The following is a 19,024-nucleotide window of genomic DNA, read 5'->3' on the forward strand; positions in this document are numbered from 1 at the left end:
TATGCCTCCTGACAGGTAGTGCGCGGGCAGATTTTAAATGATGTCGAGAGCGGTGGCGAGCCATCGCCCTCGAAAATCTTCCAGCCTCAGCGCTGCTGCCCTGATCCGGCCGCACACCGCAAAGACGACGGTGGTTTCAAACGTCCCAGGTTTGATGGCGCACGTGCTCACTGACATGACGCGACATGGGGCAGGGCTGGTGCGCCGCGCGGGGAGCGCGCCGCCCGGATCGAAGTCCGTGGCATCAATCTGGTCGTAGAGCCCCGGCACGACCCACCGTCGAAGCTGCATGATGGGTCTGCGTCCCAGCAGAACCTCAATGATGCCGCGCGTCAGGTTGGCTGCCCACGTCCCTGCGTCGGGCAACGTGTCGCGCGCAATGGGGCGCGCCGGATCGGGCTTGAGGCGCTCTTCAAAATCGAGGACGAGCGGGGTGGGCATATCTCGACGCATATCCCATCTCAGGCAGCCATCTGTGCTGCGGGAGTAACGTTCGACTGCGCGTATCGTGCTCATGAGTTCTCCTTAGGGGGAATCGTGATAACTGTTCCTGGGTGGATCAGGTCAGGATCGTCTCCGATTACCTCAGCGTTCGCATGGATCAGTCGCTCGACATGGCGGGCGATCGTGGCATCGGATGCTGAGGCGGGGAGGGATGTTTCAGCGATCGTCCACAGACAATCGCCAGGCTGGATTTCGTAGTGGATGGCGCTGCCCGTGTTGGACGAAGCGATGTTGTGGGTGGGGGCGGGCGAAGCATCGTGTCCTGCGGCGCCAACACCGTGTGAGTGGACGGATGAGGCTGCCTGTCCGGCAGAACTTAAACCGTTGGAGGAAACAGGTGAAGCAGGCTTCCCCGAGGAATCGGTGCTGTATGCGTGCGAGGGGGAGGCGGGCTGCTTGGATGAGTCGGTGCCCTGGGAAGCCGATGATCCAGCAGGGTGGCTGACTTGAGGCGGAGTGTTCTTCGCAGATGGTGCAGAGTGCTCGGTCTGTGTCGACGGCCCAGAGTGCGAGGGTGCCATCGCGTTGCCTTCTGGTTGAGTGTCGTGTGGCATCTGGTGAGAAGGGGAGGGAAGCTGTGCGCTTGGACCTCCTGATTGCGCTGTCGAAGTGGATTGTGCGGTCAACGCTGGCCAGGTCAGATCATCGGGAATCGTGGAGTCACCCTCGTCGATGGAAGAAAAGGGAAGAACGTGCGTGGCAGATGATGTACTGGTCAGAGAAGGGGTGGAAGGCGTGAGTGGCGCGGCAAAAACCGGCATTCCAATAGCGCTGATCGCGGTGGTCGACACGCTCAACGCCAGAGCATGACGCGCGATTACTGCGCGTGCCTGCTGCGTGCCGAAGCGACGAATAAAACGAATGAGAGCCCGCGACAGTGCATCAGTGCGCGACGAAGCTGTCGCGAGGAGTGCCAGGAAGACGCAGAGCTGGTTCCATGCCAGAAAAACCGTTGCAACACAGGCGATGATCAGAGCAATCAACAGCTCCGGTCGATACAGATCACCTGATCGCACAATGAGGACAGCGAGGTAGGCGGTCAGTGCCAGGAGAGGTACACCTGCCCAGGCAGTGACCGTCACCAGCCCACGATTGCGATCAGTTCCATCCATGACATCCGTCTCGACTACGTATCCAGACCTGCTGTCTCCATTCATATCGAACTTCCTTCGTATCAGTTGATGTTAGTTCGTAAGAATTGATTAGAGTGTGCACGAAAGAATAATTGGTGTCAAGTGGTGGCAGTTCCTTTTAGTTTGTGCCACACTGTGCGCATGGATCTGGATCGCCTTCTGGCAGACTTAAGTGCGCGCTTCGATGCTGAACGGCGCGAGGAAATGGACATTCTTGTCGACGAGCTCGCAGATGTTGAATGTGCGCGTGTAACGATGTCAGCGCGCCTGCTCGCGACGCGGGGGAGTAACTTGAACGTCTTACTGCGCGGAGGTGAGCGCATGGCAGGAATCGTTCGAGACTGCGCGCGTGAGTGGATTGTGATCGACAATGGGGTACACATGGTGCTCATCCCGGCTCACGCCATTGTCGCAGCCTGGCCGCTGGGAAGTCGCGCAGCCGATGAGTCAGCGCTGGCACATGAGGTGGCGATCAGTCACGTTCTGCGCGCGCTGAGAGATGAGAATGTGTACGTCGTCATCGACCATGAAGGCGGCCAGCACGCAGGATACGTCTGTGCCGTCATGGGTGACCACTTCGATCTTGAAAGCATGTCCAGCGGGCAGGCTCTTGACACGCGTGACTTCACCACTCCAGTCGTTATGTCGCTGTCGACGGGTGGGATACGCACACTGCGTGCGCCGAGCCAGATGGCAGATTCGCTGATGATCTGACGCGCCGTTAGCTGTGAGCCGATTCGACCTTCATGCGCTCACGAGTAGCCGCGTACTGATCCTGAATGTACTGCTCGAGAACACTGGCTTCGACCCGCCATGCCTTCTTGCCGCCAACCTGGATTGCAGGAAGTTCCCCCGACGTCACCAGTGAACGGGCGGCGGACATCGTCAGGTTCAGAGTTTCAGCGACGTCGGCCAGTGTCAGGAATCGTGAAGTCATACCCATATCATGACATTTCCTTTCAGTTCAGTAAAGCTTTATTCACTTGTTGTGGATATAGTGCGGTGTTCATCGAAAGTTGCGTGTCCACTTTGTGAGCATGTGGACGAGGCGAGAGGACTCCTCGACGAGGCCTCATGTGTGAAGATGCAGGTCAGAGCGAACTGACCGCAAAGGCAGTGTGTGGGGGCGAGCGGAAGTTTTTGTGGATAACTCCACATCGAGGAAAAAACCGGGCATGATGTGGGAGTGCCACATATGAAGAACACCGCCCGAATACCGCGCCGGCGCAGCGTCATACGTGATCCGCGATTCCTGATCGGCATCGCACTCGTCACGCTGTCTATCCTTGCGTGCACACTCCTTGTATCTCATGCCCGCGGCGGAGTGAGCATCTATCAGGCAACGCGCGACATCGCTCCGGGAGAACCGCTGGACACGTCGAATCTGCAGATCGTGGATGCACGGCCCGAAAGCAATGCGTATGTGCAGCGCGATGAGCTTCCTGACGGAGCGCTGGCGTCGCATAGCATCGGAAAAGGTGAGCTGATTGCAACGGGAGCAGTGACAACGGACGAAGACGACGATTATCGCCGCCTCGTGATCGACATAGGTGCCGGACTACCGGAGTCCACTGCTACCGGCACATCCATTGAACTGTGGTCGATCCCTTCAGCCTCCATGAGCAAAGACCATCAGTCCCACCCAACGGTCGTATCGGGCAACGCCGTTTTTATTCGCAGTGTCGAGGGCGCCGCAGGAATCGGTGCTGCATCGGTGCACAGAATTGAAGTACGTATCCCATTTTCTGACGTCTCAGCCGTGCTTGAAGCTACGGGAGGAAACGGAACGATCACGGCCGTTCCGATCGGACAATGAGTGGGCCGATCGGTGTGATCGTGTGCGCGCCGACCCAGACGGAGGGGCGCCTCGTCCAGGCGATCAACGAAAGCGAGGAGTTTACTGTGTCGCGCCGGTGCGCTGACCTGACGGAAGTGCGGGCATGCGCGCGCTCATCGGTTGCACAATGCGCCATTATTGATGCTGATGATCCTGACCTTGATGCCCGCATCGTGGAGGACCTGCACGCGCACCATATCGGTGTCATTGTTCTCGCGCCTCTGGCTGATGCGCCGTCCTTACGTGCGCTGCATGCTGATGGAATTGCTCAGCCCGATTCACCTGAAGGGATCGTGGATTCGCTGCGCGCCTTGGGGATGAGTGCATCTTTTTCTCCGGAGAGCGGTGAGCTTCCCCAAACGGGGGAGGATGCGTCCGGCCGACGGGAAGCCCAGATAGCGCATCAAAAGCGCTCCTACGCATTTGCCGACGGTGATGACGAGTTATCAGACGGGCAGCGCAGCGTTGACGGGACTGCGGAATTCGGGAAGATCGTCTGTGTGTGGGGGCCGTCAGGTGCTCCCGGAAGGTCGACAATCGCGTTCAACGTGGCGGCGGGTGCGTCAGCCAGTGCGCGCGTCCTCCTCGTCGATGCTGACACGTGTGCACCATCCCTGGCTCATATGGCGGGTATTGCGCAGGATGCGTCGGGTATCGCTGTGCTCTCACGGACTGCTGCGCGCACTGATGTCGGAGCCGACGAGATTCGGGGAGCTGCAGTACCACTGACCGATTCCCTCGACATTCTCACGGGAATCACGTCGCCGCAACGGTGGCGTGAAGTATCACCGGCAGCGGTGGTCAGCGCACTGTCGGCGGCCCGCTCGCTGTATGACCTCATCATCGTGGACGTGGCTGCAGCAACGCTGGATCCGGTGGCACCGGGGAATCGGCATCAGGGGTCGCGCGATGACCTGGTCGCGGCAATTGTGCGGAGCGCTGATGCGGTGATGTGCGTGTTTCGTGGTGATTCTCTGGGGATCAATCGGCTTGTGGACGCGTATCAGTGGGTAGGCCAGATCGCCCCGCACGTCGAGCCGATCCTGGTGGCCAACCATGTGTCATCGTCGGGAGCAGGGCCTCGACCTGTCAACGCGATTGTCCAGGCCCTCGCTCCGGTGATTCCCGGGCGCAGTATTCAACTTGTCCCGGAGGACTCGCGCGTGAGCGCCTCCCTGCTGCACGCGCGGGCAATTGTTCATGCCGAACCTGATCAGCCGATCGGTCAGGCGTTGGCCGCGCTGACCCAGGTGGTGTTGGCTGTGCTTCCTGAACATGCTGCGTGATGCTCACCGCGGCAAGCGCGCGGCACTGATGTGGGACACTGGAGGCATGCGATTGTATGTGCCAGCGGTTTTAGACGAGTTATCTGCCGATCAGCCGCCTGTCCGACCAGGGTATGTGGCGATTCTTGAGGATGGGCTTCGAGGTGACGACATTGAGGAGCGTGAAGACTCTGCGATGAACCAGGCTGCTCTCGCCTCACTCGAATTGATCCGCGATCGCCGCGATGCAGAGGACGAAGAAGATGGTGACGAGGTTCGCGCATGCCCTGATTCACCTGCCTTCTGTGTGCCGGCACGCCGAGTTGTCATCGCGTGTGAGGCTGAGGCTGAGGTCAGCGCTGAGGCAGGCGACCTGACCGCTGTGCATGTTGCACAGGCACGTCCCCAGACGTATCGGTGGGATGATGTGGTGGCTTTCTTCATTGATGACGCGGAGGCTGCGACGCTGGTCGAGCGCGTGACGCAGGCCCTCACTGAGGATGATGTGACCGAGGCTCTTGACGCGCTGTGGGATGAACCGTTGCTGTGGTTTGACGCGAGTGAGCGCACTGCGTGCGCTGGTGGTGGCATCGTCAGCTGCGGCCGTACCCACGTGTGATTCTGGAGGTGCTTATGCGCGTACCCGCAGTGTTGATCCTCCCGATGCCAGTGGTATGACTTCGATCTGATCTAAGATCCGCGACGTCATGTCTGCGACGTGCGAAATCACGCCGATGGTACGCCCTGATGTGTGCAGGGACGCCAGCTGCGCCATCACCGTGTCGAGGGTGGAGGAGTCAAGTGACCCGAAGCCTTCATCGATGAACATCGTGCGCAGTTCGATGCCACCGTTTTCGGTGGTCACAACATCGGACAGGCCCAGTGCCAGAGCAAGGGAAATGTAGAATGTTTCTCCTCCCGATAACGTCTTCGGGGAGCGTACCTTGTCTGTTTCATGGTCGAGTACCGTCAGGCCGAGGCCTTGAGCTTTATTGCGCGAATAGTCCTTGTCTGAACGAATCAGCTCGTAGCGCCCGTTGGAAATTGTCATGATACGAGGGTTAGCGCAGGCCAGCACGTCATCCAGTCGTCTACCGAGCACCCAGTGGGACAGAGAAGTTTGCGGTGAGTCCGCCGAGAGCTGACCCGATGATGCCAGCTGCGAAAGGTAGTCAAGCGGCCCGAACGCGTCGCGGTTCTTCACCAGTGTGTCGAGGCGTTCCTGAACAGTTGCCACAGCTTTTTTCACATCGGCAGCAACCTGCGAGCTGGCGCCGGCACGTTGGGCTGCTTCACGCGATACTGACTGAGCGTCTTTGTAGCTGCGCGCTGCCGCGTCAACGTCGGGACTCCGGGACGTGTCAACGTCTTTGAGGCGCTCGGATTGCAGGGAATTGTGCACGTGTGCGTCATCTCGATCAAACGCTGTGATGCGAGCATCCATTTCGCTGATTGCCACGTCGGTGCGCATGTCAGCGCGCACCTGGGCGGTGCCACCATCGCCTTCTGCGTAGCCGTATCGTTCGAGGGCATCCGCCTGTTCAGCCAGCGCCTGGTCGACGGCAGCTCGCGCGTGGATGGCGTTTTCACAGGCTTGTCTCAATGTGTCAATGGCGTCGATCTGCACTGTGATGTCGTGATCTATGTCCTGCAAGGTCGCTTCGCCATCGCCGTGGGCGCGCGCCGCTGTACACCGCTTCTCATCAGTATCTAGAGCTGCCTGCGCCGTTTCAATGTCGTGAGTCAGGCGATCACAGCGGCGGAGCAGGTCACGGCATGACTCGTCGTCACGTGTGCGCTGCGTCCGAAGCTTCTCGGCGGTCTTCTGGTCGTGTTGCACCGCTTGTAGAGCAACTTTCAGAGCGTCGATTGTGCGTGCTTCGTCTGCCAGTGCGGCTGTCAGATCCTCCACGCTTCCGTCAGCTTGCTGCCCGAGGGCATCCCATGTGGAACGAATCGATGCGCATTGCGCGCTTAATTGGGTGAATGCATCCTGTTCCTGCTGATACTGCACGTGCAACTGGTCGATGTCAGCAGGATCGACGGTGCCCGCCTCGCCTGCCTGGGCAGGGGACGGGTGCTCGGTTGAGCCGCACACCGGACACGGCTTGCCGGATTCCAGAGTCGAAGCAATACGCAGGGCTGACTGCGCGAGCAGTGCGCGCCGCGCCTGCTGAATAGTGTCATGAACTGTGTCGATGCGCGCCTGAGCTTGTTCAGCTTCGCGTATCGTGTCTTCTAACTTCTGAGCAACAGTGACGGCACGGCGCGCGGCGTCGAGCCGCTTGTCGAGAGCCTCGTGGCGCGTTTGAGCCGCGGTGAGGTCGATCGAAGCGGTCGTTGCCCGCTCATCGGACGCAGCCAGGGCTTCCAACTGTTCGGCATCGTTGCGCATGCGCTGACGCAGCAACTCCTGCTGCCGGTTAAGCTGCTCGAGCTGACTTTGTTGCCCCTGCAAGGCTTCGCGTCGCTCTGGCAAAGCGGCCTCCACGGCGGCCAGTTCAGAGATTTTGATGTGGCGAGCGTGCAGAGTGTCATGGGCGCGGGTCAGCGTGAGCACCGTGGCAGCTATCTCACTGTCATCTGCCAGGGAAGGCTCGCGCGATTCGCCGGTGTCCAGACCTGACAGGTAAGCAGGATCGACGTGGGCACTGCGGGCAGCAGCCATCGCGTCCGCCAGTGCATTGCGCGCGTCGACCTGACGCGCGCGAGCCTCGTCCAGGCGATCGAGAACAGGAATAACGTGAGATGCCTGGCGTGCGCGAGCCAGTTGGGTGCGCACTGCGTCAATGTCGTGACGCTCAGCGTTGAGTGTGCTCGCGCGTTTTTCCAGTTCGATGCGCTCACGCACACGCCGGGCGAGGTCAGTCGCGGCTTGCAGCTGCTTGCCTAGTTCTTCTGCAGTGCGCGCACACTCATGCGAGTGCTTCAGATCATCGTGTGCTTGATGCTCAAGAATCCTCTGACCATCCTCCAGATGCGTACGTATGGCAGCATCGTCAATGCCGATTAACTCGACCAGCATGGCGGCAGTGATCGGTGGAGAATCGTGTGCGCTGAGATCTGCCGTCGACTGGTTTTCGTCGGACCTACTTTCCTGGGCGCTGGGCGGCGGTGTCGAATCAGAGTCTGTGCCACCGAGTGCCTGCCATAACTGCGCGGGCAGTGAGTGGATCAGTGAACTGACCTGTTGCTGATCGTGTTCGAGGCTTCCTCGCGCCGCCTTGGCCTTCTCCTTCAGTGCCTTTTCGAAATTGACGAAAAGAGAAGTCTGGAAGATGCTGGATAGCAGCGCGTGACGATCTTCAGATGAGGCAGTGAGAAACTGGGAGAATTTTCCCTGCGGCAAAATTGCTGTTTGCAGATACTGAACGCCGTTGAGACCGATGAGGTGAGTGATCTCAATATTCGTATCTTTGACTCCGGAACAGAGCGCATCGACGGTGACGTAGGTGCCGGATTCGTCGGCTCGAACCTTTTCCAGGTGAGCACTCTGGTTGATGGCAGTCTTACGGCCTTCACGCGTGAACTGGGGAGTACGCGTCACGCGGAAGATACCCGCATCTGTTTCAAAGACCAGGGATACGCGCGAGGGTGCCTTCTCATCAACCAGCGTTGAACGCAGACGTGCATTATCTGCATCGCCTTGACGTGCAACTGTGCCGTAAAGCGCGAAGCTCACGCAGTCAAGAATCGTCGATTTTCCAGCCCCGGTCGGACCGTGCAGCAGGAAAAGCCCACCATCGTCGAAGCGCGTGAAGTCCACTGTGTGGTGAGAGATAAACGGGCCAATACCTTCCAGATCAAGGCAACGAATTTTCATTGGACGCTCCTGACCTGGATCTGCTCCCACACTGAATCAATGACGGACCGCTCTGCTTCATTCAGGGAACGGCCGATCGTCTGCTCGAAGTACTCGTCAATGACGGCACGATCTGAGCGCGCGGCCTGTCTGCTCGGACCGGTAAGGCGTTGGCTGGCGGGCACGGGTGGCGCATGCAAGATGGCGAGCGCGTAGGGAAAGACGTGACGGATGCGTGCAATCAGGTCACGCGGACGGATGTCGTCAGTTACCGTGATCGAGACGAAGTCGTCTCTCTGCTCCGCATACTGGTCAGAAATAACCTGTTCGAAGGGCCCCTCGATCACGTCGAGATTGCGCCAGATAGGGGTGGGAACGGTCTCAATGTCGGTGAGTGTGCCTCCGTCAATATGAAGAAGCGTCACCGACTGGGTGGAGGAAGCCTCAGAAAAGGAAAACGGCATAGGTGATCCGCTGTAGCGGATCGTGGCGCTGCTTCCGCTGATATTTTGCGGCCGGTGGAGGTGGCCGGCAGCCACATAGTCAATACCGTATTCGTCGAAGACACCCGCTGGCACCGAGGCGACCCCACCCACCTGGATGTCGCGTTCTGATTCAGATGGGGCTCCGCCTGTGAAGAATGCGTGCGACATGACGATTCGCACGCCGTCATCGCTGTTCAGAGCGCCACTGGACTCATCGTTGTCACGCCCGCCGTCATGTCCGCCGGTCGCCTCACCGCTGCGCATACCGTGTCCATCGTGGCGAGCCTCGATATCGGCACCGATTCGGCGCAACGCAGCACTTATGACGGCCTCATGCGAACGCACCAACGGAATCGCCTGGCCATCCTCGTCAATAATGTCAGACAGGGGTTCGCGCACCAGGTCAGGCTCGAGGTAGGGAATCGCGTAGATGGTGGCATGCTCACCGTCGCTGGACGTGACGACGATGGGGCGGTCAATGTCCTCGATGGTGGAAGCAATCGTGAGTGAGTCTTGAAGAAAAGGAGCGAGGTATCCCAGCCGAATGGCGGAATCGTGATTGCCGGGAATGATGATGACACGAGTCAGTGAACATAGGCGAACAAGGGCGTCCGACAGAGGACGGAGAACGTGGGCGGGAGGGACTGCTCGATCGAATAAATCGCCGCTGATGAGGAGCGCATCGACGTGGCGCGACTTCACCAGATCGATGAGCCACTCGAAGAAGAGGTCGCGCGCTGGGGACAGGTCGGCCCCGTGCAGGGTGCGGCCAACATGCCAGTCAGAGGTGTGCACAATCAACATGTTGTCAGTGTGCCCCATGCCATGTGCATTTGCGTACCGCCCCGGCAAACACCCTAATCAGAGGTGCTGTCAGGCCAATCCAGCTGGGTCAGAATCTCCTTGTGAATCAGTCCGTTGGAGGCACACGCATTGTCACCCCACGGGCCGTCCTCGCCGGTCAACGACGTGAAAGAACCGCCAGCTTCAGTCACAATCGCACAGCACGCCGCCATATCCCACACGTTCAGTTCCGGTTCGCATGCTGCATCGACCGCACCTTCAGCGACCAGCATGTAGCTCCAGAAATCACCGTAGGCACGGGTGCGCCAAAATGATGACTGTAGCTGGAGGAATTGCCCTCCTCGATCATGGTGGAGCCATCCGTCCAGCGAGGAATACGACAGGGACGCATCCTCGATCGAATCCACCTTCGACACGGAGATTTTCTTCGCTCGCATCAACGAGGTGCCGGTCCACGCTCCCTGGTCAGCAGCAGCCCACCAGCGCCGCTTCAACGCGGGCGCAGAGGCAAGTCCCATCACGACCCGATCATCTTCAACCAGAGCGATCAGCGTTGCCCACACCGGCACACCGCGCACAAAATTCTTCGTCCCGTCAATCGGATCGATGATCCACCGGCGGGCAGAATGGCCCGACGAGCCTCGTTCCTCACCGACTACCGCGTCGCGCGAGCGCACGTGGGACAGCTGGGAGCGGATCAAATCCTCCGCCGCACGGTCAGCATCGGTTACGGGAGTGAGGTCGGGCTTGGACTCAACCTGAAGATCCTGCGCACCGAAACGATCCATCGTCAGCGCATCCACCTGGTCTGCGAGGACGTGCGCCAGGCGGAGGTCCTCAATGTAACGGCGAGTATCAGACATGCTTCTACAGTATCGGCATTTGGCGTGTAAAGTCCTATCTCACGGCGGCGCTTCGCTGAGCGCAGCGGGACACATTCCGTTTACAGTATGGACATGTCACAACCATTCCTCATGCTGACCTCACGTAGCGAAGAAGTCGTTGCACGCGATGAGCTGATTAACCTGCCGCGCCTGGCAGGCCTGTCATCCGATGAGATCGTCCATGTGCGAATGGAAGCTGACCCCTTCCCATCAGTCAACTTCGACGAGTATTCCGGAATCATTCTGTGCGGATCACCGTTTGACGTGGCCGCTCCTGAAGACCGGAAAAGTCAGGTACAGCACGATATTGAGCGTAATCTTTTCGCACTCTTTGACCGCCTCCTCGACGAGTCCTTCCCCTTTTTCGGAATCTGCTACGGCCTGGGTCTACTTGCTGTGCATCAGGGCGGACGCGTCGGACCTGAAGCTGCCGAGGAGATCTCCGCACCGCAGATGACACTCACGTCTGCCGCCGCAGGGGATCCGCTGTGCGAGGGAGTGCCCGACACGTTCCGCGCATTCGTCGGCCACCACGAGGCCGTGACCGCCATGCCTGACAGTGCTGTGCTCATTGCGCAGGGACCGTCTATCGCGCCAGTGCAGCTGATCAGGGTAGGGGAGTCGTGCTGGGCCAGCCAGTTCCACCCCGAACTTGATCACGCAGGTATTGACGTGCGAATCCGCGAATATGCGGACCGGGGTTATTATGCGCCGACTGAACGTGCCCGCATTGAGTCGGAAACCGCGTCGGCCGATGTGTCGGGCGCGCACTTATTCCTGCAAAACTTCGCTCGCCATTTCCGCCGGGGCTGAACTGCTTCTGGCTGCCAGGCTGATCTTCGCGGTCGGCTCAGCTCCCGCAGTCGGCCTGGCCCCTCAGGGGCGGCTAGCCCGAGTGCGCCGATCGGCGCGCGTCAGTGGTGAGCTCTTGCGCTTGCCGTGGACTCGAGAAGTCGGCGCGCCGAATCGACAATCCTGCGCCGCCTGTCCGATTCGTCACTGCTGACCGGTTGCGCGTTGAAAGGTTCCTGCCCACTGATCCATGCGTCCAGCGCGCATGAAGGCTCCGACTCCAGATGCGTGCACATCGGCAAGCACCACGAACACACATCCTTCAGCTCAGGGAACACCGCCAGTACATCGGATTCGTCAACGTGGGCCAGGCCGAAGGAACGGACACCGGGCGTGTCAATCACCCACCCGCCTGACGGCAACATGAAAGCTTCCAACGACGTGGACGTGTGCCGCCCTCGTCCAGTCACGGCATTGACGTGACCCACACTGCGATGCGCATCGGGTACCAGCGCATTGATGAGCGTGGACTTACCCACTCCCGAATGGCCGACGAGCACCGACGTCCTGCCTTCCACGTGAGCGCGCAGTTCCTCCAAACCAGTCGTGACCTGCCCACAGCCGCCTTCATCGGTTCCTGTTGCTGTCGTCACGACAAAGGGGACACCAAAGCCGTCGTAGGCACGAATAATGTCGTCAGCAGGCGCCAGGTCAGACTTCGTCAGGACGACGAGGGATTCCATACCTGCCTCATGTGCGGCAACCAGACACCGGTCAATCATCCCGATCCGAGGCGGCGGACTGGCCAGCGCCGTAACGATCACCATCAGCTGCGCGTTTGCCACGATGATCTTCTCGCGCTGTTCAGGCACATCCTCACGCGAGCGCCGCAGCACCGATGAGCGCTCCTCAACAGCGACGATGCGCCCCAGAGTATCTTTCGCACCCGACAGGTCTCCCGTCAGCCGCACTCGGTCACCGACAACGACAGAGCCGCGACCCAGCTCGCGAGCCTGCACTGCAACAATGCGTACACCGCTATCGGCGGCAACAATGAAACGCCCGCGGTTAATCGCAATAACGCGACCCAGCGGGCGGGTCGACCAGTCCGGGCGCTTCTTGGTGCGCGGCCGGGATCCTCGACCAGGACGCACTCGCACCCGCGGATCATCAGTGCCGATATCGCGTCTGTTCACTGATCCCCACTTTCGGCCGATGCGACCGTCGCCTGCCACAGCGCGACAAAATCAGGCAGTGTCTTACCTGTCGTCCCAATATCGAAGACGCGCACGCCGTCCACCACCAGTCCGATGATTGCTCCGAACGTCGCCATGCGGTGATCGTGATACGTGTGCAGGTCCGCTGCGTGGAGCGCTCGCGGGCGAATCGTCAGCGCATCAGGGTGCTCTGTTACGTCACCGCCCAGTCGCTCGATCTCGGTGCGCAGAGCGCTCACACGATCCGTTTCATGCCCTCGCAGATGACTGATTCCCGATAGATGCGACTCGGTCGATGCGACAGCTGCCAGCGCCGCCACGGTCGGCGTCAGCTCACCGATGTCACTCATATCACGGTCAACGCCGAGCAACCGGCCACGCTCGGGGCCCTTCACGCAGAGGATCCCGTCGGCATCCACGTTGACCTGCCCACCCATCTGCTGAGCGATCTGACGAAACGCGTCACCGGGTTGCGTCGTGTGCACGGGCCAGTGCGGGATTCGCACCTGCCCACCGGTGACCAGAGCAGCAGCGATGAACGGCCCGGCGTTCGACAGGTCGGGCTCGATGGCAACGCGGCTCAGGATCGGTAGCTCCGGCTCAATAATCCACGAGGGAGCCTGTGCGTCGGTTGGTGTTGTGCTGCCACAGGTCGCACTGTCAGGGCCGTTCAGGCCACCCTCGTCTGTGCCGGAGCGAACGGTCACACCCCATTCCTGGAGGGTTCGCACGCTCATCTGAATGTGCGGCAGAGACACCACCCGGCCAGTGAGTCGAATCTGAACCGGCCTGTTCATACGGGTGGCGAGCAGGGGAGCGCTCAACAGCAGCGCTGAGGCAAATTGTGACGACTCGTGTGTATCAACGTCAATCGTCATCGGTGCATGGCGGTTGGTCACGCCATCACTGCCGCAAATATCAGCGGGAATCCCGTCGAGTTCGAAAGGCAGGAAACCTGGTTCGCCATGACAGGTGATACGAGCGCCGGCACTGGTCAGAGCGCTCAGGAGTGCATCCAGAGGGCGTACGCGTGCTCCCTCGTCGCCGTCAAAAAACGCGTGCATGCCGGCCGCGGCGCACAGGGCGGGCACGAAACGCATGACGGTTCCGGCAAGGCCGCAGTCAATGTGTGCGCGCGCCTCGCCCATCGTGTGCCGAGAGGGACGCACGCGCGCCGATCCTGTGGAATCCCAATCGACAGTGCAGCCCAATTGTTGGAGCGCATCGGCCATCAGGCGTGTGTCACGCGAATCCAAAGCTCCGTCGATCACACACTCATTCGTACTCTGAGCGGCCAGAATGAATGCACGATTGGTCAGCGATTTTGAACCGGGAACTGTGACGCTGGCATCGATTCGCTGGTGAGGTTCGATGAAAGGCGCGGACCAGAGGGGAAGCAAAGCCCCCGCCGTCATGCCTGATAGACCTCCGAAGCGTCATCCCATGCCTGACTTCGTGCCGCACGCAGCTCGGAGCGGTGATCGGCCCAGTTGCGCAGCTTCCACGTGGCGGATGGGCGTCCCTCACGGTCGGTCGAGGCGATGACCAGGCCGCCGAACAAAGCGAAATCCTTGATCAGGCCGTTCCTCCACGCAGCGCGCTGATCGGGGGTTCCCTCCGTCCACACGGGGTTGTTCACCAGAGCCAGAGGGATGGAGGTCAGAGCCAATACCGCTGCAGAGGTTCGTGTGGCCTTGCCCAGAGCCAGTGACACTCCGGCGACAGCGGTCACGCCGCCCAGTGCGCGTGTGGCAAGTTTGAGCTGGCCATCGCTCAGCGTCAGGCCGGTCTTGTCAAGCAGCGGACGTGCCGGTTCAATGCGCTCCACGTGTTCGTCAGGATTCCTGATTGCGCTCACCCCGGTTGCAATGAATGGGAGTGCGAGCAATGGTCGTGCGACTAGGCGAAGAATATTCATGATCCTATGGTCTGCCCTTCTGGATGATCTGGCGACTGTGAAGAAGCGATGGAACAAATTCAGTTCCCCGCTCGTTATGAAGTATATGAGGCAACAGAGCATCCGCGGGGCTTTTCAGGCAGGTGACACGCGATATCAGGTGGGCGTGACCGGCCTGACCGGCCTGGCCGGCCATTTGGCACTAATGTGGATGCTGATGGCACACACATTCACTCACACCCACAGCGCCGAGGATACCGCTGCTGAAACGGCTGCGGATCTGGATCCGTCGACGCGCGTGGATGGCGAATCTGACGGCGGGCAGGTCACCCTCGTCAATGAGTCTGTGGCCAATGGATCTGCGCTTAAAGAGTCTGCGCCGGCGGGGAAGAAGGAACGTTTCGAGGCTGAAGCACTCCCGCTGCTTGACCAGCTCTACGGCGCGGCACTGTCGATGACGCGCCACCGGGCTGATGCTGAGGACCTAGTGCAGGAAACATTTGAGAAAGCCTACGCAAAGTTCGACCAGTACAAGCCGGGCACGAATATCAAGGCCTGGCTGTACCGGATCCTGACCAACACGTATATCACGCACTACCGCAAGGCCAAGCGCTCCCCGAAACGCTCGGGCACGGAAACGGTGGAGGACTGGCAGCTGGTCGATGCCGCGTCTCATTCGGAAGAGGGGTTGCGCTCAGCTGAAGCCGAAGCACTTGACCGCATTCCGTCCGACCAGGTACGCGACGCGATGGAGGACTTGTCAGAGGACTACCGAGTGGTCGTGTGGCTGGCGGACGTCGAGCAGCTCAGTTACAAAGAAATCGCTCAGACGCTGGACATTCCAATCGGCACGGTAATGTCGCGTCTGCATCGCGGCAGGGCGGCATTGAGGAAATCTTTGGCAGGTCTTGCGCGCGAATACGGGATAGGAGACAACGCATGAGATCACTCATTCACATCACCTGTTCCCAACTGCGTGCACACGTCGGCGAGATCGTGGATGTCGAGATGCGCACGTGGTCGGATTGTCACGACGAGGGCGACGCTGCGCGCGCGATCCCGATCGAAGCGTTGGATGAGCGGGCGGCTGAGCTGTTGGTTGCTCATGTGCAGCGCTGTCAGACCTGTCAGCGAGCCATCCAACGTGAGCGCCAGTTCCGGCAGATGCTCAAGCGGGCCTACTTGGCGCGCACGGTGCGTGCGCCTGAATCGCTGCGGATGCGGATCTGCAGCGTGTATGAACAGGAGTAATTGGCAGGGCTTGTGGACCTGAGAGCCAGGGTCGACGGGCGTGAATGCCGGGGCAGTGGAGGAGAGTACCAAGGCCGGGGACGTGAGATTGGTTTCGATTAGCCTGAGATATTTGTGACTTGGGTCAGTCTATGGAAAACTGGGCAAGTTGATTCAACAATTTGAGGAGGCCGTGATGTCGAAGCGTGGTCGTAAGCGCCGTGCACGTCGCAAGAACGCTGCCAACCATGGCAAGCGTCCCAACTGCTAGTTGGTGTGCGAGCAAGCTAATCTGACGCACGTCACTGACCGGATCTCACGATCCTGAGGCCGTGCGAGTAAAGCCCAGCATCTCATGGTGCTGGGCTTTTTTATGTGCCTGGGGCGACAGGCGGTCGCGGGCGGGGAGCGCGTTGGAATGGGGTTAATACCGGGTTAATGCCCGAAATGTGGGTTAATGCGCGAATGTCTGTATGGCGTGAGCGGTACACGCCGGTTGTGGACTTGAAGGGCTGACATTCGGCTCCGCAAGCGCAGATCTAGCTCGAGTAGGTGCACATTCCCCTAGATCTAACTTGGGCAGGTGCACATTCCCCTAGATCTTCGCGTTTTTGTGCACGAACCCCTAGATTTAAAAACCCTGTCCTCGGGCCAGTTTCCAAAAGCGCTGGTCACAGCCTATGAGGCTGTCTGTGGGCATCTTCGCTGACGCTTGATCTAGGGGTATGTGCATTTTGCGAGTCAAATTTAGGGGTATGTGCAACGAGAGACCTTAAATCTAGGGGTATGTGCATCGAGAGATCCACATTGGGGTCGCTGGTCCTAGGCCATGAGAGCCGCTGTGATATGTGGCGCAGCGATCTCCAGATGAATTACGGTTAGCCGAAAACGAGGTATCGTATATCCGTGAGATCCTGCGAGGAGTTCTCACGCCGTGCCTCTGGGAAGCTGCCTGGGCTTATTCGAGGCCAGGCGTTTGAGGGGATTCCTCGCACCGAGGGATTGATAAAGAGAAAGAGAAAATGCACGTGAAACGTGAGAGTGGAGTGCGCACGACTGGACGCGACGATGCAGCACCGCGCACAGACGGTCGCCGACATTTAGTGACCCTTGCTAACGGGCCGTCTCTGCAGGAGATCAACGGAACTGTGGCGATCCCTGATAAGAATGCGAGCTTCCTGTGCCAACTCTTCGCTTTTTCGGGCCCGGGCGCCCTGGTCGCGGTAGGTTACATGGATCCGGGCAACTGGGTAACTTCCATCGGCGGCGGTCAGCAATACGGGTATCTGCTGCTCAACGTCATTCTGGTTTCCTCGCTGATCGCGATGCTGCTGCAGTACATGGCAGCCAAACTTGGCATCGTTGCCGGCATGGACCTGGCGCAGGCTACGCGCGCCCACACCTCGCGCACACTCGGGCTCGTCCTATGGGTCGTCACCGAGCTCGCCATCATGGCGACCGACCTGGCGGAAGTCATCGGCGCAGCTATCGCCTTGCACTTATTGTTTGGACTGCCGCTCATCGTCGGTGTCCTCATCACCGTCCTCGACGTGCTGCTGCTCTTGCTGCTGATGAGCGTCGGTTTCAGGAAGATTGAGGCCATCGTCGTCACGCTGATTCTGACGATCATGGCGGTTTTCCTGTACGAGGTCATCCTTGCGCAACCCAGCATCCCCGACATGGCGAAGGGTTTCTTGCCGTCACCCCAGACGCTGAGCCGCGGCGAACTCACCATGGCACTTGGCATTGTGGGCGCAACCGTCATGCCCCACAACCTGTATCTGCATTCATCCATCGTGCAGTCTCGTTCCTACAACCGACATGACGAGGGCGACCAGGCTCGCGCCGTACGTTTCGCTACGTGGGATTCGAACATCCAGCTGGGTGCAGCGTTCGTGATCAACTGCCTCCTGCTGCTTTTGGGTGCTGCGCTCTTCTTCGGTTCCAGCGAGGACCTGTCCACATTCGGCTCGCTCTACGATGCGCTCCAGAATCCCTCGCTGGCAGGTACAGTTGCCAGCCCGGTTCTGTCCACGCTCTTCGCTGTCGCACTGCTGGCCTCGGGCCAGAACTCAACGATTACCGGCACGCTGACGGGCCAGATCGTGATGGAGGGTTTCATCAGGCTGCGCATTCCGCTGTGGGCGCGCCGCGTCATCACCCGCGTCATCACTGTGATTCCTGTGTTGGTCTGCACGATTGCATTTAATGGTTCCGAGGTCGCCCTCGAAGAACTCCTGGTGGGATCGCAGGTATTCCTGTGCATCGCATTGCCGATTTCAATGGTGCCGCTGGTGTGGCTGACATCGTCGAAGAAAATCATGGGGGAGCGCTTCGTCAACGCGAAATGGGTCGCAATCCTGGGATGGGTGTCCACCATCGTGCTGACAATCCTCAACCTGAAACTGATCCTCGAAATCGTTGGAGGGTGGCTCTGACCAGCGCGGCAACCTCGCCGCGGCCGGCAGGTTGTTACGGCATCGGGTCAGCGTCCACCCACTCAAACCAGCCTTGGTGAAGAACCAGGTACGCCATCAGCGCGTATCCGGCTTGCGCCGGCAACGTGAGCTCATGGGGGGAGCGGGCTGTCGATGCGGCCATGTCAGCGATCCACTGGTCATGTGCGACCAGGGGCTCCAGGCACGTCACGTAGGTGATACCCCGGCGGTCACACACTTCCGCACATGCTCGGTCAAGGGCCGCCAGCTGCTGCTGCTGGGCTCCGGCCAGAGGCGGCGGGCCGACCACAAGCGTGGAGATGCCGCGCTCGCGCGCACGGTCCACAATATTGGCCAGATTCAGGCGTGACCGCGGTGTGGATAACCCACTGGGCACGTCGGCCGCACCAACGGCTACCACCATGTGCAATGTGTCGGATGAGGAAATCCGCGCGTTGACTTCACTTTCCCACCTGGCAGCGAGACCTGCGGTTGTTTCTCCAGGAACGGCGAGGGGCATGACGGCGGGGGCTGAGGCAAAACGGGTGCGTGCAATGACGCGTCCAACCCACCCCAAGGCTCGGGGGTCACCGATTCCGGCGACCAAGTCATCACCGATCACGCAGATGCGCTTCACTGGTTTCCTCCTTCATGCACCTTCCACTAGATTAGCCGCTCGCAGCGCCCATCACATGTAACGCAAGCTGGCAGGTCAGATTCTGGCGCGACAGGTGTT

At 59.9% G+C, this 19,024-nt stretch carries 19 protein-coding genes; 9 read left to right on the forward strand and 10 right to left on the reverse strand.

What is annotated here, in order from left to right; translation table 11 throughout:
- Nucleotides 1–33: 33 nt before the first annotated feature.
- Nucleotides 34–516: an Rv3235 family protein gene (locus tag AC1EJZ_RS06805; RefSeq protein ID WP_480294362.1), complete on the reverse strand. Its 483-nt coding sequence runs from the start codon at nt 514–516 to the stop codon at nt 34–36.
- Nucleotides 513–1,661: a LysM peptidoglycan-binding domain-containing protein gene (locus AC1EJZ_RS06810; RefSeq protein WP_480294363.1), complete on the reverse strand. Its 1,149-nt coding sequence runs from the start codon at nt 1,659–1,661 to the stop codon at nt 513–515. The genes AC1EJZ_RS06805 and AC1EJZ_RS06810 overlap by 4 nt, the downstream gene beginning before the upstream one ends.
- A 117-nt stretch (nt 1,662–1,778) precedes the next feature.
- On the opposite strand from AC1EJZ_RS06810, the gene AC1EJZ_RS06815 reads away from it, so the two are divergent.
- On the forward strand, nt 1,779–2,351 hold the full coding sequence (locus AC1EJZ_RS06815) for a hypothetical protein (RefSeq protein WP_058237018.1): 573 nt from the start codon (nt 1,779–1,781) through the stop codon (nt 2,349–2,351).
- Between the two features lie 7 nt (nt 2,352–2,358).
- On the opposite strand, the gene AC1EJZ_RS06820 is transcribed toward AC1EJZ_RS06815, so the two are convergent.
- On the reverse strand, nt 2,359–2,574 hold the full coding sequence (locus tag AC1EJZ_RS06820) for a helix-turn-helix domain-containing protein (protein ID WP_058237829.1): 216 nt from the start codon (nt 2,572–2,574) through the stop codon (nt 2,359–2,361).
- Nucleotides 2,575–2,832: 258 nt separating this feature from the next.
- On the opposite strand from AC1EJZ_RS06820, the gene AC1EJZ_RS06825 reads away from it, so the two are divergent.
- Genes AC1EJZ_RS06825 through AC1EJZ_RS06835 form a run of 3 tightly spaced genes read left to right on the forward strand, consistent with a single transcriptional unit; the run spans nt 2,833 to nt 5,358 of the window.
- Nucleotides 2,833–3,453, forward strand: coding sequence for an SAF domain-containing protein (locus tag AC1EJZ_RS06825; protein ID WP_058237017.1), 621 nt, complete (start codon nt 2,833–2,835; stop codon nt 3,451–3,453).
- Nucleotides 3,450–4,760 carry a CpaE/TadZ family protein gene (locus AC1EJZ_RS06830; RefSeq protein ID WP_480294365.1) on the forward strand — a complete coding sequence of 437 codons (1,311 nt, stop codon included), beginning with the start codon at nt 3,450–3,452 and terminating at the stop codon, nt 4,758–4,760. Before AC1EJZ_RS06825 ends, AC1EJZ_RS06830 begins: the two co-directional genes overlap by 4 nt.
- A 46-nt stretch (nt 4,761–4,806) precedes the next feature.
- Entirely contained in the window at nt 4,807–5,358 is a 552-nt protein-coding gene (locus AC1EJZ_RS06835; RefSeq protein ID WP_480294367.1) for a DUF6912 family protein, read from the forward strand.
- A 12-nt stretch (nt 5,359–5,370) separates the two neighbouring features.
- Here AC1EJZ_RS06835 and AC1EJZ_RS06840 read toward each other — a convergent pair whose 3' ends face one another.
- Genes AC1EJZ_RS06840 through AC1EJZ_RS06850 form a run of 3 tightly spaced genes read right to left on the reverse strand, consistent with a single transcriptional unit; the run spans nt 5,371 to nt 10,693 of the window.
- Nucleotides 5,371–8,562: an AAA family ATPase gene (locus AC1EJZ_RS06840; protein WP_480294368.1), complete on the reverse strand. Its 3,192-nt coding sequence runs from the start codon at nt 8,560–8,562 to the stop codon at nt 5,371–5,373.
- On the reverse strand, nt 8,559–9,830 hold the full coding sequence (locus tag AC1EJZ_RS06845) for an exonuclease SbcCD subunit D (RefSeq protein WP_480294370.1): 1,272 nt from the start codon (nt 9,828–9,830) through the stop codon (nt 8,559–8,561). Before AC1EJZ_RS06845 ends, AC1EJZ_RS06840 begins: the two co-directional genes overlap by 4 nt.
- A 53-nt stretch (nt 9,831–9,883) precedes the next feature.
- Nucleotides 9,884–10,693: an inositol monophosphatase family protein gene (locus AC1EJZ_RS06850; protein WP_058237012.1), complete on the reverse strand. Its 810-nt coding sequence runs from the start codon at nt 10,691–10,693 to the stop codon at nt 9,884–9,886.
- A gap of 93 nt (nt 10,694–10,786) precedes the next feature.
- On the opposite strand from AC1EJZ_RS06850, the gene AC1EJZ_RS06855 reads away from it, so the two are divergent.
- Nucleotides 10,787–11,527, forward strand: coding sequence for a glutamine amidotransferase (locus AC1EJZ_RS06855; RefSeq protein WP_074026193.1), 741 nt, complete (start codon nt 10,787–10,789; stop codon nt 11,525–11,527).
- Nucleotides 11,528–11,628: 101 nt separating this feature from the next.
- Here the strand turns inward: AC1EJZ_RS06855 and rsgA are convergent, their stop codons facing one another.
- The 3 genes from rsgA to AC1EJZ_RS06870 are packed head-to-tail and all read right to left on the reverse strand — an operon-like array spanning nt 11,629 to nt 14,641.
- A complete protein-coding gene (rsgA, locus tag AC1EJZ_RS06860) occupies nt 11,629–12,702 on the reverse strand; it encodes a ribosome small subunit-dependent GTPase A (RefSeq protein ID WP_480294371.1) in 1,074 nt (357 codons plus the stop codon).
- Nucleotides 12,699–14,138 carry a 3-phosphoshikimate 1-carboxyvinyltransferase gene (locus AC1EJZ_RS06865; protein WP_058237010.1) on the reverse strand — a complete coding sequence of 480 codons (1,440 nt, stop codon included), beginning with the start codon at nt 14,136–14,138 and terminating at the stop codon, nt 12,699–12,701. Before AC1EJZ_RS06865 ends, rsgA begins: the two co-directional genes overlap by 4 nt.
- Complete coding sequence (locus tag AC1EJZ_RS06870) at nt 14,135–14,641, reverse strand: DoxX family protein (RefSeq protein ID WP_070726395.1); 507 nt, start codon at nt 14,639–14,641, stop codon at nt 14,135–14,137. Before AC1EJZ_RS06870 ends, AC1EJZ_RS06865 begins: the two co-directional genes overlap by 4 nt.
- Nucleotides 14,642–14,834: 193 nt before the next feature.
- Here AC1EJZ_RS06870 and AC1EJZ_RS06875 point away from each other — a divergent pair, with 193 nt between their 5' ends.
- The 4 genes from AC1EJZ_RS06875 (at nt 14,835) to AC1EJZ_RS06890 (ending at nt 18,288) form a co-directional block, all read left to right on the forward strand.
- Entirely contained in the window at nt 14,835–15,563 is a 729-nt protein-coding gene (locus tag AC1EJZ_RS06875) for a sigma-70 family RNA polymerase sigma factor (RefSeq protein WP_371935781.1), read from the forward strand.
- Entirely contained in the window at nt 15,560–15,871 is a 312-nt protein-coding gene (locus AC1EJZ_RS06880) for a hypothetical protein (protein WP_058237008.1), read from the forward strand. Before AC1EJZ_RS06875 ends, AC1EJZ_RS06880 begins: the two co-directional genes overlap by 4 nt.
- 175 nt (nt 15,872–16,046) lie before the next feature.
- Nucleotides 16,047–16,121 (forward strand): 50S ribosomal protein bL37, encoded by a 75-nt coding sequence (locus AC1EJZ_RS06885; protein WP_371935780.1) that lies wholly within the window; start codon nt 16,047–16,049, stop codon nt 16,119–16,121.
- Between the two features lie 757 nt (nt 16,122–16,878).
- Nucleotides 16,879–18,288 (forward strand): Nramp family divalent metal transporter, encoded by a 1,410-nt coding sequence (locus AC1EJZ_RS06890; RefSeq protein ID WP_227469278.1) that lies wholly within the window; start codon nt 16,879–16,881, stop codon nt 18,286–18,288.
- Nucleotides 18,289–18,322: 34 nt separating this feature from the next.
- On the opposite strand, the gene AC1EJZ_RS06895 is transcribed toward AC1EJZ_RS06890, so the two are convergent.
- Nucleotides 18,323–18,925 carry a GDSL-type esterase/lipase family protein gene (locus tag AC1EJZ_RS06895; protein ID WP_058237007.1) on the reverse strand — a complete coding sequence of 201 codons (603 nt, stop codon included), beginning with the start codon at nt 18,923–18,925 and terminating at the stop codon, nt 18,323–18,325.
- Nucleotides 18,926–19,024: the final 99 nt, after the last annotated feature.

This window comes from Pauljensenia sp. C0170B5 (assembly GCF_056590195.1).